At 72.3% G+C, this 15,772-nt stretch carries 12 protein-coding genes and 1 pseudogene; 2 read left to right on the forward strand and 11 right to left on the reverse strand.

The features are described from left to right. Positions 1-443 precede the first annotated feature (443 nt). The 3 genes from MMF93_RS13430 to MMF93_RS13440 all read right to left on the reverse strand — a co-directional run bounded on the left by MMF93_RS13430 (position 444) and on the right by MMF93_RS13440 (position 3,044). Positions 444-1,229 (reverse strand): LPXTG cell wall anchor domain-containing protein, encoded by a 786-nt coding sequence (locus tag MMF93_RS13430; protein ID WP_242751525.1) that lies wholly within the window; start codon positions 1,227-1,229, stop codon positions 444-446. Between the two features lie 444 nt (positions 1,230-1,673). Beyond that, the gene (locus MMF93_RS13435) at positions 1,674-2,150 is read right to left on the reverse strand and encodes an ATP-binding protein (protein ID WP_242751526.1); all 477 of its coding nucleotides are present in this window, start codon (positions 2,148-2,150) and stop codon (positions 1,674-1,676) included. A gap of 495 nt (positions 2,151-2,645) precedes the next feature. Further along, positions 2,646-3,044, reverse strand: coding sequence for an STAS domain-containing protein (locus MMF93_RS13440; protein WP_114014196.1), 399 nt, complete (start codon positions 3,042-3,044; stop codon positions 2,646-2,648). 261 nt (positions 3,045-3,305) lie between these two features. On the opposite strand from MMF93_RS13440, the gene MMF93_RS13445 reads away from it, so the two are divergent. Beyond that, a complete protein-coding gene (locus MMF93_RS13445) occupies positions 3,306-4,298 on the forward strand; it encodes an RNA polymerase sigma factor SigF (RefSeq protein ID WP_114025338.1) in 993 nt (330 codons plus the stop codon). A gap of 135 nt (positions 4,299-4,433) precedes the next feature. Here the strand turns inward: MMF93_RS13445 and MMF93_RS13450 are convergent, their stop codons facing one another. Together MMF93_RS13450 and MMF93_RS13455 are read right to left on the reverse strand one after the other, a co-directional pair. Next, positions 4,434-5,006 (reverse strand): MarR family winged helix-turn-helix transcriptional regulator, encoded by a 573-nt coding sequence (locus MMF93_RS13450; RefSeq protein ID WP_242751527.1) that lies wholly within the window; start codon positions 5,004-5,006, stop codon positions 4,434-4,436. Continuing rightward, complete coding sequence (locus MMF93_RS13455) at positions 5,003-6,457, reverse strand: MFS transporter (RefSeq protein WP_242751528.1); 1,455 nt, start codon at positions 6,455-6,457, stop codon at positions 5,003-5,005. Before MMF93_RS13455 ends, MMF93_RS13450 begins: the two co-directional genes overlap by 4 nt. A 430-nt stretch (positions 6,458-6,887) precedes the next feature. Between MMF93_RS13455 and MMF93_RS13460 the strand changes: the two are divergent. Next, positions 6,888-7,226: pseudogene (locus MMF93_RS13460) on the forward strand (helix-turn-helix domain-containing protein); the annotation flags it as partial. Between the two features lie 192 nt (positions 7,227-7,418). Here MMF93_RS13460 and MMF93_RS13465 read toward each other — a convergent pair. From MMF93_RS13465 to hutU, 6 genes are all read right to left on the reverse strand, one after another. Further along, positions 7,419-9,347, reverse strand: coding sequence for a hypothetical protein (locus tag MMF93_RS13465; protein ID WP_242751529.1), 1,929 nt, complete (start codon positions 9,345-9,347; stop codon positions 7,419-7,421). 158 nt (positions 9,348-9,505) lie between these two features. Continuing rightward, positions 9,506-9,820 carry a hypothetical protein gene (locus MMF93_RS13470; protein ID WP_242751530.1) on the reverse strand — a complete coding sequence of 105 codons (315 nt, stop codon included), beginning with the start codon at positions 9,818-9,820 and terminating at the stop codon, positions 9,506-9,508. A 215-nt stretch (positions 9,821-10,035) separates the two neighbouring features. Then, complete coding sequence (hutI, locus tag MMF93_RS13475; protein ID WP_242751531.1) at positions 10,036-11,214, reverse strand: imidazolonepropionase; 1,179 nt, start codon at positions 11,212-11,214, stop codon at positions 10,036-10,038. A gap of 62 nt (positions 11,215-11,276) precedes the next feature. After that, positions 11,277-12,695 (reverse strand): formimidoylglutamate deiminase, encoded by a 1,419-nt coding sequence (locus tag MMF93_RS13480; protein ID WP_274709461.1) that lies wholly within the window; start codon positions 12,693-12,695, stop codon positions 11,277-11,279. Further along, complete coding sequence (locus tag MMF93_RS13485) at positions 12,692-13,939, reverse strand: allantoate amidohydrolase (RefSeq protein WP_242751532.1); 1,248 nt, start codon at positions 13,937-13,939, stop codon at positions 12,692-12,694. Before MMF93_RS13485 ends, MMF93_RS13480 begins: the two co-directional genes overlap by 4 nt. Beyond that, entirely contained in the window at positions 13,939-15,609 is a 1,671-nt protein-coding gene (gene hutU / locus MMF93_RS13490) for a urocanate hydratase (RefSeq protein ID WP_242751533.1), read from the reverse strand. Before hutU ends, MMF93_RS13485 begins: the two co-directional genes overlap by 1 nt. Positions 15,610-15,772 lie beyond the last annotated feature (163 nt).

Genomic DNA, 15,772 nt, shown 5'->3' on the forward strand with positions numbered 1-15,772 from the left:
GCGCGGGCGGCCCCGCGCCGCGTCCCCGCCGCGCCCGCGCCCCTCGGCCCTCGCCGTTCCCACGGCACTCGCCCGTGTCACAGCACGCTCCGGCATCCCCAGCCCCTCGCTCCGGCCGATCCACCCCGCGCTCCACCCCGACCCGGCCCTCTTGCTCGTCCCGCCGCGTCCGTCCGGCCCGGCCACACCGGACAACCGCGCTCCGGAGCCCCCCGCACCCCCGGCGAGCTCGAAGCCGCGCTCCGTCGACGACCCGGTTTCCGCCACCCAGGCAAGCCCGCGCCACACGCGGCCACGGACTCGGACGCCCATACGGTCACGAACACGGCGGGCGGTGAGGTCGTCACCGGCTCGCCCGCCGGAGGCCCGGGCGGACAGCACCGGGGCGGACAGCACCGGGTCAACTGGCCCACCCCGTGCGAGGTCGACACGGCCCCGCACGGTCAGTGCCGCACCGCGGCCTTGCGCCGCGTGATCCACAGCGTGCCGCCGATCCCGGCGAGCAGGACGGTGCCGCCGAGGGTGCCCAGGGCGACGGCGGAGTCGGCGGGTCCGGTCTTGGGCAGTTCGCCGCCGCCGGAGGCGGACTGGCTGCCGCCGCTCGCCGCGCCGCCGCTCGCCGCATCACCGCCGCCGGAGGCCGCGCCGCCGGACGCGTCGCCGCCGCCCGAACCACCGTCGGAACCGCCGTCGGAGCCGCCACCCGAGGCGGTCACGTCCAGGGTGAGCGAGGGCTTGGGGTTGTTCTTGGGCTCGCAGGTGGTGGTCGTGCCCAGCGCCTTGATGGTGAGGGTCCCGGCGGTGAAGGTGACTTTGCCGCTCTTCTTGGGCGTGTAAGTCCCGGAGAGGTCCGGGATCTTGATGGGCGAGTTGGCGGGGATGGCCTTGTCGTTGGGCGGGCCCTTCACCGAGACGTCTCCGGTCTCGGCACCGCCCAGCTTGATCTTGGCGCTGGGGTTCATCGCCCCCTTGCCGAGCTCGACGGGGCTGGAGGAGACACCCTTCTCGAAGGACATGGTGAGCTTGTAACCGCTCCCGCTCTTGGTCGACTTGATGTCGATGGGCGAGACAGCGCCCTTGTTCCCGATGGGCGTCTTGCACTGGTAGTCGACGTCCACGGTGGTGGCGCTCGCGGCCGGGGCGCTCAGCAGTACGGCTGATCCGGCTACGAGGGCGGCCACGGCCGTGGCGGCGGCTGTTCGGGCGGGGCGTTGCTTGCTGTGGGACACGGGGGTTCCCCCTTCATCCGGACTCGCAAGTTACTGACGACACATCAGATTTGGCGCCGACAGTAACCCCGCCCCCTTGACGATGGAAGAGCGTCGGCAAGGGCGGGGCGAAAAGCGAGCCGGGCACGCGGCGACCGCGCCAACCACAGCTGCCGGCGGGCCCGGAGAGAGGCCGTCGCCCCAGTGAGTGCCCCGCGTGTGCCGGTGCGGTTCCGGGTCCACTGGGACGGTCAGACAGTGCCGCGGGGGACCAGAGCCTGGCCCTCTTCGATGCCCTGGCCGGCCTCGCCGGCAGCTGGCGGAACCGTCACGCTGACGATCAACGGCTACGAGCCGTGGTCGACAGGGGGAACGTTGCCCGGTGCGGCACCGGGAAGGAAGGCCGTGGCCATCGGCCCTTCTCGCGTGAGAGCGCGGACGGCCCGCCGAGGGAGGGGCGGCGGATCAGTTGGGAGCTGCCAGCTCCGCCCACACCGTCTTGCCCGGCCCCTCCGGATTGCGCACCACGCCCCAGTCGAGGCACAGCCGCTGGACGATGAACATGCCGTGCCCGCCGGGGCGCCCCGCGCGGTGCGGGGTGCGCGGCGAGGGGGACCCGCTGCCGAGGTCGACGATCTCCAGCCGCAGCACCTTCGCTGTGGCACCGACCCGCAGCTCCTCGGGGCCGCTGGCGTGCAGGCAGGCGTTGGTGACCAGCTCGGAGACGACGAGCAGGACGTCCTCAGCGGCGGCGCGCTGATCGGCGGTGGCGGCGGGCAACCACCCCCAGTCCTGGAGTGCCTGGCGGGTGAAGTCCCGCGCCCTGGGTACGGCGCCGCTGGCGCCGACGAGCCGCAGTCTGCGCACCTGCCGCATCGGCCGCCCTGCCTGGCGTGTGGCCCCTGCGGCGGCCGAGCCCGCACTCTCCGCAGCGGTCTCCATGGCGCCACTCCCCCCTTCGGGTTCGGGTGCGGACGTGGAAGCAGCCGCGGAATTCGTGATTCCGGAGGTCGGCCCACGCCCAGTATCCGTTCCGGCCCGCACCTGCGCGTCGGCGCCCCCCGCCTGACCGGGCCCCGGCCGAGCGGCGTCCGACCAGGAAGAGCCCGGCAGTGCGGCGCCCCTCCCCCCGGAGTCCGGCCCCGCCGGATCCGGCTCCGCGCTCCCGGCCGCGCGGCATCCGCGGGCCGCGGTCGCCGGTGGGCCCTCGGGCTCCGGACCGCGGTCGCCCGCCGGTTGCGGCCGGGTGGTGCTCATCAGTGGTTCACCTCACCGATCACCGGTTTCCGATTCGCCGTACCACGCACCACACACCGCACACGACGGGCCGACGCGCTGTACACGAATGTCTGACAGATTCCAGGAACTCCTGCCCGGCCGCACCGCGAGAACACTTACGGATTCGGCCGGACCTGTGTGATGCGTGTAACGCGGTGGTCACGCGTCGGGCTGCTGTGACGCGCCCGAGGGACGCCGCAGGGCCGAGGCGAGGTCGTCGTGCACGGTGAAGACCGCGTTGGCCCCCGTGATCTCGAACACCCGCGCCACCACGGGAAGCATCCCCGCCAGGTGTACGGCGCCGCCCTCGGCCTCCGCCTTCAGCCGGGCCCCGAGCAGCACGTTCAACCCGGTCGAGTCGCAGAACTCCAGCCGGGAGCAGTCCACGACCAGGCGGCTGTACCCCTCGTCGACACTGCGCTCCAGCGGCTCGCGCAAGAGCTCCGCGGTGTGGTGATCGAGCTCACCCTCCGGGGTCACCACGGCACTGCCTTCCTCGTGCCGTAGGTCGACCGTCAGCCGGCCCTGGCTCGTGCTGCCAGGCATCCCGCGGTCCATGCACACCCCTTCTGATCGCGTGAGGGCCTTCACTGCTTCCCCCGTCAAGCGGTTCGAACCCTACGCCTTCGACCGCTCTACCGGTACCCGAACATTAGACAGAACACACCAAAACCAGACACAACGAACTTGCTCTGGCTGTGGGGAAACAGGTAGGTCTAGTAGGGATACCGAACCAACGTCGGCCCTGGAGGCGCCGCACCCCGTAGTGCACGTCACGGCTTCGGCAGCCATATGCCGAGAAAACCATGGAGGACAGCCATGTCACCCCGGCTCGACAACGGGATATCCGACCCCGCTGATATGCAGGTCGCGACAGCTCCCGCCGTTCCGGAGCAGTACAGCCCGGACCGGCTGCCGGATACCCACCCCCTGCCCACCGACGCCCTCACAGGCGACCAGGCGAGCCCGGAAGCGATCGCCGAGGCGGTCGAAGCCGACCTCTTCGAGCAGTTCCAGCTCCCTGAGATCCCACCCTATGACGAGGTCGGTCCGCTGGACGCGCGGGCCCTGTCCAAGACGCTCTTCCGGCGTCTGGAAACCCTCGAAGAGGGCACCCACGAATACGCGTACGTACGCAACACGCTGGTCGAACTCAACCTCGCGCTGGTGAAGTTCGCCGCCTCCAGGTTCCGCTCCCGCAGCGAGCCCATGGAGGACATCGTCCAGGTCGGCACCATCGGCCTCATCAAGGCGATCGACCGCTTCGAGCTCGACCGCGGCGTGGAGTTCCCCACCTTCGCCATGCCGACCATCGTCGGCGAGATCAAGCGCTTCTTCCGCGACACGTCCTGGTCGGTACGCGTACCCCGCCGCCTCCAGGAGCTCCGGCTCGACCTGGCCAAGGCGGGCGACGAACTCGCCCAGAAGCTGGACCGGGCACCGACGGTCGAGGAGCTGGCCAAGCGGCTCAACATCTCCACCGAGGACGTCGTCGAGGGCATGGCGGCGAGCAACGCCTACACCGCCAGCTCGCTGGACGCGCAGCCCGAGGAGGACGACACCGAGGGCGCTCTGGCCGACCGCATCGGCTACGAGGACCACGGCCTCGAAGGCATCGAGTACGTCGAGTCGCTCAAGCCTTTGATCGCCGAACTCCCGGCGCGCGACCGCAAGATCCTCTCGCTGCGGTTCGTGGCGAACATGACCCAGTCGGAGATCGGTGAGGAGCTCGGCATCTCGCAGATGCACGTCTCCCGTCTCCTCTCCCGCACCCTGGGCAAGCTCCGCAAGGGGCTGATGATCGAGGAGTGACGCGGGGCGCCCCACGCGGTGACGCGTGTGCGGCTCACTCCGTGTGCCGAGGGCCCGGCCGGACGGTGACACACCAGTCCGGCCGGGCCCTCGGCCGTGCCGGACGACGGCGGACCTGTGCCCCGCCGTACGAGGTCACTCCGTGCGCAGCGCGCTGTCCAGGATGCGTTCGAGCGTCGTCAGGTCCGCCTGCGAGAGGCCGCGCAGAGCGGGGGGCGGCGTGTCGGAGACCCGCGCCATCACGGCCGCTGCCCGTGCCCCCTGCTCGGTGACCTCGACCAGCTTGGACCGCCGGTCGGCCGGATTCGGCTCCCGCGTGACGTGACCGCGCTGCACCAGGTACTCGACCGTGAGCGTGGTGTGCGGCGCGTCCGCGAACAGGCCCGCCGCCAGCGCGCTCAACGTCAGCGGACCCTCGGTGGCGATGTGCCGGAGCGCCTTGGCCCGGAAGTAGCTCATGCCCAACTCCTCGGTCACCCGCGTACGCACATCGGCCACCTCGAGCACGAGCGTGCGCAGGTCACGCCAGACCCGCACAGCGGACGGCCCGGCGCCGACACCGGCCGCCGGGCCGGACGCCGACTCGGCCGCCGGGCCGGACGGCGGGGAGGCCGCCGGGGCGGTCACCGGCTCGGGCGCCGGGGCAATCGCTGGGGCGGGTGGTGGGGGGTGGTGGTTGCGGGAGTTGCCAAAGGGTGCTGTGTTCATTGCGCTGTGCCCTTTCCGCCCGTTGGGGCCGAACGGGGTGCGGGGTGGGAGGCGGGTGCGGGCGGGGCGTCTGCCGGCTCCTCCAGCAGGTGGGCCGCGCGGCGTGCCGTCGCGCGCGCCCAGCGGCCCGTGGTCGCCGCGCCGAGCGCGAAGACCGCCACGCCGCAGCCCGTGATGATCCACCAGGCGGTGCGCTGCGCGTCCTGGAACCCGGCCGCGTCGCGCAGCCCGCCACCCGCCGTCGCACCGGCCATCACCGCACCGATCACGGCCACGCCCAGGGAGGAGCCGACTTGGCGGCTCGTCGAGGCGACCGCCGCCGCCACCCCCGCCTGGGCCCGCGGCATACCGGAGACGGCGGAGTTGGTGATGGGCGCGTTGACCAGGCCGAAGCCCACGCCGAAGAGGACGAAGGCGGTGAAGAGCACCCCGAGTGGCAGGTCGGCGGATGCCGTCCGGGCGAGCAGCACGCCGCAGGCCGCCAGGCCCACCCCCGCCGCGAGCAGCGGCAACCTGGGCCCCCGGTTGCCGACCAGGCGGCCGGAGAGCGGCGCGAACAGGAGCGTCATGACGGCCATGGGCAGCATGCACAGGCCGGCGTGCAGCGCGCTCATACCGCGTACCTCCTGCAAGTACAGGGAGGTCAGGAACAAGAAGCCGCCCAGCGCGGCGAACGCGCACACCGCGGTGGCCGTGGCACCGGCGAACGGGACGCTGCGGAAGAAGCGCGGATCGATCAGGGGTTCGCTGCGGCGCGCCTCGTACAGCGGCAGCGCCACCAGGGCGAGGAGGGCGACGGCCGCGCAGCCCCACACCAGTGGCGAGAGCAGCCCCCGGTGCGGACTCTCGATGATGCCGAAGGTGAGGCCTGCCAGCAGCACGACCATGAGCGCCTGTCCGCCGGGGTCCGCCCTGCGGGCCCGCGGGGCGCGGGACTCGGGGATGTACCGCGTCGTCAGCACCATGGCGGCCAGCCCCACCGGCACGTTGACCCAGAAGATCGCCTGCCATCCGCTCACCTGGACGAGCAGTCCGCCCAGCAGGGGGCCCGCCGCCATGCTGATGCCGACGACGCCGCCCCACACGCCTATCGCGCGGGCGCGTTCGCGCGGCTCCGTGAAGGTGTTGGTGATGATCGACATCGCGACGGGGTTGAGCATCGAACCGCCCACCGCCTGCAGCGCTCTGGCTGCCACGAGCCATCCGAGCCCGGGTGCGAGGCTGCACAGCAGCGAGCCCAGGACGAAGAGCGCGAGCCCCCAGCGGAAGACCCGGCGGCGGCCGAGTCTGTCCGCCGTCGAACCGGCGAGCATCAGCAGGCCCGCGAGCACGAGGGTGTAGGCGTCCACCACCCACTGGAGCCCGGAGACGGACGCGTCCAGGTCCGCTCTGATGTCGGGGAGCGCCACGTTGAGCGCTGTGGTGTCGACACTGACGATCAGCAGCGACATGCAGCAGATCGCCAGGACGAGGTACCGGCGGCGCGTGGGAACTCCAGCGCCCGCGTCCGTGCCCGTGCCCGTCAAGTGGCCCCCCGCATTGCTTGTACGGCTACAACGATTGTGACTCTACAACCAGTCGCCGACAACGCCCCGGGAGCCGGGGCCGGACGGGGCGGTTACGGGGCGGGAGCCCGCGGCAGGGCCGGCGGCCGGGGTCGGCGGGCCGGGAGCGCGGCCTACTCCGCCGGGACGACGCGGAGGCCGCCTCAACCCCTGGTTCCACACGCAAGGTGAAACCTGCACGGGATGTGCCGCGGCCTGCGGTTTCCTACCGTCGGTGGGACAGCGAGGACGGCTCGGACCGACCGGGGGACGACACGTGCACACCTGCCAGAAGGACCACACGGTAACCAGCGGCGCCGGGGAAGCGGCGGCCTACCGCCGTGCGCTCTTCGCCCGGATCCAGAGCTTCGTCTGGCAGCACCTGGGCGACCCGGGTCTGTGCCCCGACGCCATCGCCGCGGCTCACCACATCTCCACCCGCAGTCTGCACCGGCTCTTCCAGAGCCAGGGCTGCACCGTCAGCGCGTGGATACGCCGCCAGCGTCTGGGGCGCGCACGCCGCGATCTGGCGGACCCGCGACTGGCCGGTCGCACCATCCAGTCGATAGCCGCCACCTGGGGATTTCCCCGCCCTGCGGACTTCACCCGGGCGTTCCGCGCGGCCTACGGCATTCCCCCGCAGGACTTCCGCGCCGGGGCGCTGCGGGTCTCCTGAGCCGGGCGGCCAGGCAATCCCGCCGCAGCGGAGCGGCAACCGGTGCCTCCGGCGGGTGCGGGACCGGCGACGAAGGTCACCCGAACGGGCAGCCTCAGGGCGAGAGGGACCGGCGCGCGCTCGCGTAAGGCGGAGGAAGACGTTCCTGCGACAGGCAACGCCTGCCCTGCGGCAACAGGGCGGGCGAGCGTCTTAGTTGGGTGGGGCCGGCGGGGTGCTGCCGCCGGTGGTGCGGCCTGCCGCCTCGGCCGCGTCGTCGACCTTGTTGTCGAACCTGTCGTTGTCTTGGCCCGCTGTGGAGTCCGCCCAATCGGTGAGCATCTGCAGTTTGCGCTGGAAGGCCGCGTTGGGATCCTTGCCGCCCTCCTGCTGGGCCTCCTGGTGGAGTTGCTGGAAGGATTTGAGGGTGCCGTCGGGGTTGAGGGCTTCCTTCGGCGGAGGGGGCTGCACCGGGTAGCCCGAGTCGTAGAGGTACTGCGTCATCCGGAAGCGCTGCATCCGGTCGTAGTTCGCGTACTCCTGTGTGACCGCCTTCTCGTGCGGACTGTCGCCCTGCTGCCAGGGGTCCAGCCCCCACTTGCCAAAGGCGAACTGCGCGCCCTTCCAGATGTACTCGCCGGTCTTCGAGGCGAACGGCACCTCCCCCAGCCCCAGCGAGATCACGTCCTTGAGTACGCCGCGGACGGAGGCTTCCTGCTTGTCCATGTCCTTCCCGGCCGTGACCTGCGCCCGGTACTCGGACGCGGCCAGTTTGCCGAAGGCGCGGGAGACGCGGGTCATGCGGCCCGGGTCGGGCAGGCCGGCGTTGACCGCGTCCGCGTCGTGCTTCGCCGCCGCCCTGATCGCCTGATCGCTGAACGCACCCGCCGCGCGGTCGAAGACCTCGGTCGCCGGGTCGCTGCCGGCGAACGTCGACAAGAACGTGTCGACGTCCTGCGGGCTCAGATAGAACGACGGCGTGAGCCCCGGCAGGTCCGTCCAGTTGGCCGGCCTGCCCATACCGGACTGACGGTAGGGCGCGTCGTCGTCCCGGGCCCCGCTGGTCAGCTCGTGGAGGTAGGAAGCGCCCAGGTTCGCCATGGAGACCTTCATCGACCAGGGAATGTCCTTGCCCTTGCTGCCCAGGTGCGTCATGGCGGTGAAAGCGAACCGCGACGCCTCCAGACTGTGCCGGCCCGGCTCCTCGGCCCCCACCCCCGAGCCCGCCTCGACGGCCTTGCCCAGCCCCGCAGCGACCTGGTCGCCGGTGCCGTAGCCCTTGGCGTAGTCGAGGAAGAGGTCGTAGGTCTTCTTGATGTCGCCGTGCTGCATGCCGTTCAGCACCTGCCGTGCCGCGGCGCCGTCCTTGCCGAGCAGGTTGAGCGCGAGAGCCAGGTTGTCCTCCGAGAGGCCGTACTTGGCCGCGTCGAACCCGTTGCCGCCGCGCCAGTCCGTACCCCCCGGGTCCTTGTCGAACTGGTCCAGCGCGAGGTTCTTCGCTGCCGTCTTGAGGTATTCGGTGGGGAAGTGCCCGTACTGCATCAGTGCGAGGCGGCCCCAGGCGTCCGAGGGGTGCTCCGACGGGCGGAGCATCGCCTGGTTGACCTTGTCGAAGCCGGGTGTGGCGAGGAACGTGGCGCTGGTCGCCGTGGCGAGGGCGCGGCTGAAGATCTTGAGGTCTCCGCCCGCGGTGGTGCTGCCCGACTGGGTCATGAACGTCGGCAGCGTGGACAGCCAGTTGGGGTGCACGGAGGCGTAGAAGGCCGCCATGAGTTCGGGGTCGTCCTGGTAGCGCGCCAGTTCACCGGCGATCCGGTGGATTTCCTGTGCGCCCCCCTCGTCGGTGCGGTTGACGCCGTTCATCCGGTCGGCCAGCTCCCTTCCGAGGCGTTGCGCCTCTTGGAGGGAGCGGAAGTTGTCCGGGATCTGCACCATCTCGCGGCCCGGTTCCGGGTGGTTGCGCTCGTAGGCGGCCGCCAGGTCGAACCGGCGTTTGAGGGTGGGAAGCTGCCCCTCCACCCAGGCGCCGACACCCGCCAGGCGGGTCAGGCCACCGGTGTCCACGCCGTGCTCGGCGAACCGGCTGTTCCATCCGTTCGCGCTCTTGAGGATGTGCGCGGCGTCGCCCAGGGAGTCGATCATGCCCTTGAGTCTCGCCGGGTCGATCCCGCTGAACGTGCCCGATCCCGGACCGCCTCCTGGCGGCGGAGTACCCATCGTCGTCTCCCCCTCACACGACTCACTCGGTACGGCTCACGCACTACGCTCTGCTCGATACGGTCTGTCCGGGGCCGGCCCGGTCACCGCATACGACGGTAGGCCTGGGCCTGGGAGAGCGTCACCTGTTTCGGGGTACTCCGCAGCACCGCGTCGACCGCTTCGACGATCTCGTCGGCCAGCCGGTGCACGTCGCGCTTGCGCCCGCCGACCTCCGAGGCGAACGTCTTCGCTGTCGGGCCCTCCCAGACCCCGCCGCCGCCCATGTCCTGTGCCGCCCGGTCCAGGGTGGTGGCGATGTGATCGTGCTGGGAGGCCACGCTACGACGCAGCTCCTCCAAGTCCGCGTGCAGCGGGCTGTCCACCATCCTCTTGCCGGCGTCGTCGTGTTCGCCCATCGCCCTCGCCCCCGTCCCCTGTTCCGCGTCGCGCGACGCGCTTCCTGGTGCCCGTCGCCTCGACGGTGTCCTCGGCGGCCGCCCCAGTGGCCTTCCCGGCCACCGGCGCTCCCGGCCACCGGCTCACGGTCCTCCCGATCGTAAGCCGGTCGGCTCGCCACCTGGCCGTGACGGCACCTCGACCTCGCAATCAAGCCACTGTGTGAGGACGGCTCCTAGGCGACCCGTGCCCCTTCGCGCCAGACCTCCGACACCAGGGGGACGCCTGGCCGGTAGGAGAGGTGGACGTGGGAGGGGGCGTCCAGGAGGGCCACGTCCGCCCGGCAGCCCGGCGTGAGGCGGCCGACGTCCGTGCGGCGCAGCGCCCGCGCGCCGCCGGCCGTCGCCGACCAGAGGGCCTCGTCGGGCGTCATGTTCATCTCCCGTACGGCGATGGCCAGGCAGAACGGCATCGACGAGGTGTAGGAGGAACCCGGGTTGCAGTCGGTCGACAGCGCCACCGTGACGCCCGCGTCGAGGAGGCGGCGGGCGTCCGGGTAGACCGCGCGGGTGGAGAACTCGCAGCCGGGCAGCAGCGTGGCGACGGTGCTGCCCTGGGCGAGCGCGTCGACGTCCTCGTTTGTGAGGTGGGTGCAGTGGTCCGCCGAGGCGGCGTCCAGTTCGACGGCGAGCCGGACGCCGGGCCCGTAGGAGAGCTGGTTGGCGTGCACGCGCGGGATGAGCCCCGCTTCCCTGCCCGCGGTGAGGATCGTGCGGCACTGCTCCTCGTCGAAGGCGCCCTCCTCGCAGAACACGTCCACCCAGCGGGCGTGCGGGGCGCACTCGCGGAGCATCGGTCCTGCCACCAGTGCGGTGTAGGCGTCCGGGTCGTGCGCGTACTCGGGCGGTACGACGTGGGCCCCGAGGTAGGTGACCTCGTCCACGTCCGAGAGGGCCGCCACCCGCAGGGCGCGGGCCTCGTGCTCGGGGCTGAGCCCGTAACCGGACTTCGTCTCGAGAGTGGTCGTGCCCTGGGCGTACATCTCCCGCAGGTGCGCGTTCAGGGTCGCCGCCAGCGCCTCGTCGCTCGCCTCGCGGGTCGCCTGGACGGTGGTGCGGATGCCGCCCGCCGTGTAGGGGCGGCCTGACATGCGGGCGTTGAACTCCTGGGTGCGGTCGCCCGCGTACAGAAGGTGGGAGTGGCTGTCGACGAAACCGGGGATGGCGGCCCTGCCGCCCGCGTCGTGGGCCGTGTCGGCGGGCGGGGCCTTCTCGGTGGGGCCCACCCACGCCACCTGGCCGTCCTCGACGATCAGGGCGGCGTTCTCGATGAGGCCCAGGGGGCTCCCGTCGCCCTGGGCGGGGTCGTTGGTGACCAGAGCGGCGATGTTGGTCAGGGCGGTTGTCTGGGGCATGGGGTTCCTTGGCGGTGCTGCGGTCTCGGGGCGGGGCCGGGGGCCGTACGTGTGAGAGGCGGTCAGGGGCGGAGGGCGCTGATCGCCTCGGTCAGCGCGTGGGGGACGGAGTCCACCAGCGTGTGGGCGCCGTCCCGCACCACGTGGCGGCCTGCGACCACGGTGTGCCGGACGTCGGCGGCCGTGGCGGCGAACACGGCCGTCTCCGCGGCGAGGCGGGCGACGGGGCCCGCGGTGCGGACGGAGTCGAGGGCGACGGTGGTGAAGTCGGCGAGGGCGCCGGTCTCCAGCCGGCTCGCCTCGGGCCAGCCGAGTGCGATCTGTCCGCCCTCGGTGGCGGTGCGCAGCAGCTGCCCCGCGGTCCAGTGGCCGCGGGTGCGGCTGGCGAGGCGCTCGTCGAGCTCCAGGGCGCGAGCCTCCTCGAACAGGTCGATGACGGCGTGGCTGTCGCTGCCCAGCGACAGGGTGGCTCCGGCACCGTCGAGCGCGAGGGCCGGGCCGATGCCGTCGGCCAGGTCGCGTTCGGTGGTGGGGCACATGCACACGCCCGTGCCCGTACGCCCCACCTGGCGGATGTCGCCGTCCGTCATATGGGTGGCATGGACGGCGACGGTGCGCGGGGAGAGGACGCCGTGTTCGGCGAGCAGGGCGGTCGGCGTCATGCCGTGCACGCGCTCGCACGCCTCGTTTTCGCCGGTCTGTTCGGACAGGTGGACGTGCAGGGGGGCACCGCGCTCCTCGGCCCACTGCGCGACGGTGCGCAGCTCTCGCGCGGGCACCGCGCGCACGGAGTGCACGGCGGCGCCCACCCGTGCGTGTCCGCCTTCGGGCCTGAAGGCGGTGGCGCGCTCGGCCCAGGCCTCGGCGGTGCCGTCGCTGAAGCGCAGCTGCTGCCGGTTCGGCGGCTCGCCGCGCCCCTTGGGGCCGATGCCGGAGGCGAGGTAGGCGGTGTCCAGCAGGGTGATGCGGATGCCGGCGTCCGCGGCGGCGGCCACCAGCGCGTGGCTCATCGCGTTGGGGTCGTCGTAGCGCGCGCCGCCGGGCGCGTGGTGCAGGTAGTGGAACTCGCCCACGCAGGTGATGCCCGCGAGCGCCATCTCGGCGTACACCGCGCGGGCCAGCGTGTAGTAGCTGTCGGGGGTGAGCCGGGAGGCCGTCTGGTACATGGCGTCCCGCCACGTCCAGAAGGTTCCCGAGCCGACCTGGACGGTGGAGCGCAGGGCGCGGTGGAACGCGTGCGAGTGCGCGTTCGCCAGGCCCGGCAGGGTGAGTCCGCGCAGCACGGTGGCGCCGGGCGGCGGCGCCTCGACGTCCCTGCGGACGGCGCCGAGCCGCCCCTGTGCGGTCACCTCCAGGGCGACGTGCGGCTCGGCGGTGCCGTTGAGCCAGGCGAGCTCGCACCAGTAGACCTTCTCGGCGGGCGCCGCGCCGGGTTCCGGAGCGGCGCCGTCGCCCGTCGGGTTGTTTCGCGTGGTCGTCACACCAGGCCTTCCAGTACGTCGGCGAGCGCGGTGACGCCCGCCGCACAGTCGTCCTCCTCGGCGGACTCGGCGGGTGCGTGCGAGACGCCGGTCGGGTTGCGGACGTACAGCATCGCCGTGGGCACCGAAGCGGACAAAATACCCGCGTCGTGTCCTGCCCCCGTGGGCAGGACAGGGATGGTGTCCCCCAGCAGCGCGGCCATCCGATCGCGCAGCGCGTGGTCGAACTCGACCAGCGGTGTGGCCGACTCGCGCGTCACCCGTACGTCCACGCCGTCGCGGCCCCCGCGTTCGCCGGCCGCGCGTTCGATCTCGGCGACGACGGACGCCAGCGTCTCCTCGTCCGGAGCACGCGAGTCCAGCCAGCCCCTGACCAGAGAGGGGACGGCGTTGACGCCGTTCGGCTCGACCGCCACCTTGCCGAAGGTGGCCAGCGCGCCGGCCAGCCGCGCCTTCTTGCGGGCCGCGAGCACCGTGGTGGCGTAGGTGAGCATGGGGTCGCGGCGGTCCTCCAGGCGGGTGGTGCCCGCGTGGTTGGCCTCGCCGTGGAAGTCGAACCGCCAGCGGCCGTGCGGCCAGATCGCCGAGGCGACCGCGATCGGGTGGTCGGTCTCCGCCAGCGCGCGGCCCTGTTCGATGTGGAGTTCGACGAACGCGCCGATGCGGGCGAGCCGCTCGGGGTCGGGGCCGAGCGCGGCGGGGTCGTGCCCCGCCGCCTCCATCGCCCTGGGCAGGGTGATCCCCTCCGCGTCGCGGAGGGCGTGGGCGCCTTCCGCGGTGAGGGACCCGGTCATCAGCCGGGAGCCCACGCAGGCCAGGCCGAAGCGGGCGCCCTCCTCGTCGCAGAAGTTGACGATCGCGAAGGGGCGCGTGAAGGCGGTGCCCCGGCTCCTCAGTTCGTCGTAGGCGGCGAAGGCGGACAGGACGCCCAGCGGTCCGTCGAAGGCGCCGCCGTCCGGGACGGAGTCGAGGTGCGAGCCGGTCACGACGGCGCCGGAGGCGTTCTTGTCGCCCGACCACGCCCACTGGTTGCCGTTGCCGTCCACCTCGTAGGCGAGGCCTCTGGAGACGGCCTGGTCCCGGAACCACTGGCGGCACTCCTGGTCGGGTCCCGTCCAGGCGAAGCGGCGGTACCCGCCCGAGCCCGCCCTGCCGAGGGGCAGCAGCTCCTTCCACATCTGCTGGAAGGAGGGCCGCGGCCCCGGCGGTGCCGTGGCTCCCGCGGCGGAGGAGGCGGGGTCCATCAGGCGTCCCCCTCGCGCATCGGGACGCGGACCCCGCGCTCGGCGGCGACCGCCTCGGCTTCGGGGTACCCCGCGTCGACGTGGCGGATCACTCCGGTGCCGGGGTCGTTGGTCAGGACCCGGCGCAGCTTCTCGCCCGCGAGGGCGGTGCCGTCGGCGACCGTGACCTGCCCCGCGTGCAGGGAGCGGCCCATGCCGACGCCGCCGCCGTGGTGGAGGGAGACCCAGGAGGCGCCGGAGGCGACGTTGAGCATGGCGTTGAGCATCGGCCAGTCGGCGATGGCGTCGGAGCCGTCGCGCATGGCCTCGGTCTCCCGGTAGGGGGAGGCGACGGAGCCGCAGTCGAGGTGGTCGCGGCCCAGGGCGAGGGGGGCCTGGAGCTGCCCTGAGGCGACCATGTCGTTGAAGCGCTCACCGGCGGCGGCGCGCTCGCCGTAGCCGAGCCAGCAGATGCGGGCGGGCAGGCCCTGGTAGTGGACGCGTTCGCCGGCCAGGCGCAGCCAGCGGGCCAGCGACTCGTTCTCGGGGAAGAGGTCGAGCAGCGCACGGTCGGTGGCGGCGATGTCGGCGGGGTCGCCGGACAGGGCCGCCCAGCGGAAGGGGCCCTTGCCCTCGCAGAAGAGGGGGCGGATGTAGGCGGGGACGAAGCCGGGGAAGTCGAACGCGCGGGTGTATCCGGCCAGCTGTGCCTCGCCGCGGATCGAGTTGCCGTAGTCGAAGACCTCGGCTCCGGCGTCCTGGAAGCCGACCATGGCCTCGACGTGGGCGGCCATGGACTCGCGCGCCCTGCGGGTGAAGTCGGCGGGCTTCTCGGCGGCGTAGGTGGTCATGTCGGCGAAGTCGACGCCGGTCGGCAGGTAGGAGAGCGGGTCGTGGGCGGAGGTCTGGTCGGTGACGATGTCGATGGGGGCGCCGTCGGCGAGCAGCCGCGGCAGCACCTCAGCGGCGTTGCCGAGCAGGCCGATGGAGAGCGGGCGGCGGGCGTCGCGGGCCTCGACGGCGAGGCGGAGCGCCTCGGCGATGCTGTCGGCACGCACGTCGCAGTAGCCGTGTTCGATGCGGCGTTCGATGCGGGAGGGGTCGCACTCGACCACGAGGGCGACACCGCCGTTCATGGTGACGGCGAGCGGCTGCGCGCCGCCCATCCCGCCGAGCCCCGCGGTCAGCGTGATCGTCCCGGCCAGCGAGCCGCCGAACCGCTTCTCGGCGACGGCCGCGAACGTCTCGTAGGTGCCCTGGAGGATGCCCTGGGTGCCGATGTAGATCCAGGACCCCGCGGTCATCTGGCCGTACATGGTCAGGCCGAGCTGTTCCAGGCGGCGGAACTCCTCCCAGTTGGCCCAGTCGCCGACCAGGTTGGAGTTGGCGATCAGTACGCGCGGCGCCCACTCGTGGGTGGTCATCACGCCGACGGGGCGCCCCGACTGGACGAGCATCGTCTCGTCGCCGCGCAGGGTGTGCAGGGTGCGGACGATGGCGTCGTAGGAGGCCCAGTCGCGGGCGGCCTTGCCCGTGCCGCCGTAGACGACGAGCTTGTCGGGGTGCTCGGCGACCTCGGGGTCGAGGTTGTTCTGCAGCATCCGCAGTGCGGCCTCCTGCTGCCATCCGAGCGTGCTCAGCTCGCTGCCGCGCGACGCCCTGACCGGGCGTGGTCCTGCGGTGCTGGTCATGTGGCCCTGCCTCCTCGACTCCAGCCGAATCAGATCTATTCACTAACCATACGCAGTGAATAGATCTAGTCAACGGGTGGTCGGGCACGAACCGGGGAGCGGACCGGATACGGCGGTCCCGAACCCCCACCGCACACCCCGCGCCACCCGGCGGCGGTGAACC

Origin of the sequence: Streptomyces tubbatahanensis (assembly GCF_022699385.1) — a bacterium.
Taxonomy (GTDB): domain Bacteria; phylum Actinomycetota; class Actinomycetes; order Streptomycetales; family Streptomycetaceae; genus Streptomyces; species Streptomyces diacarni.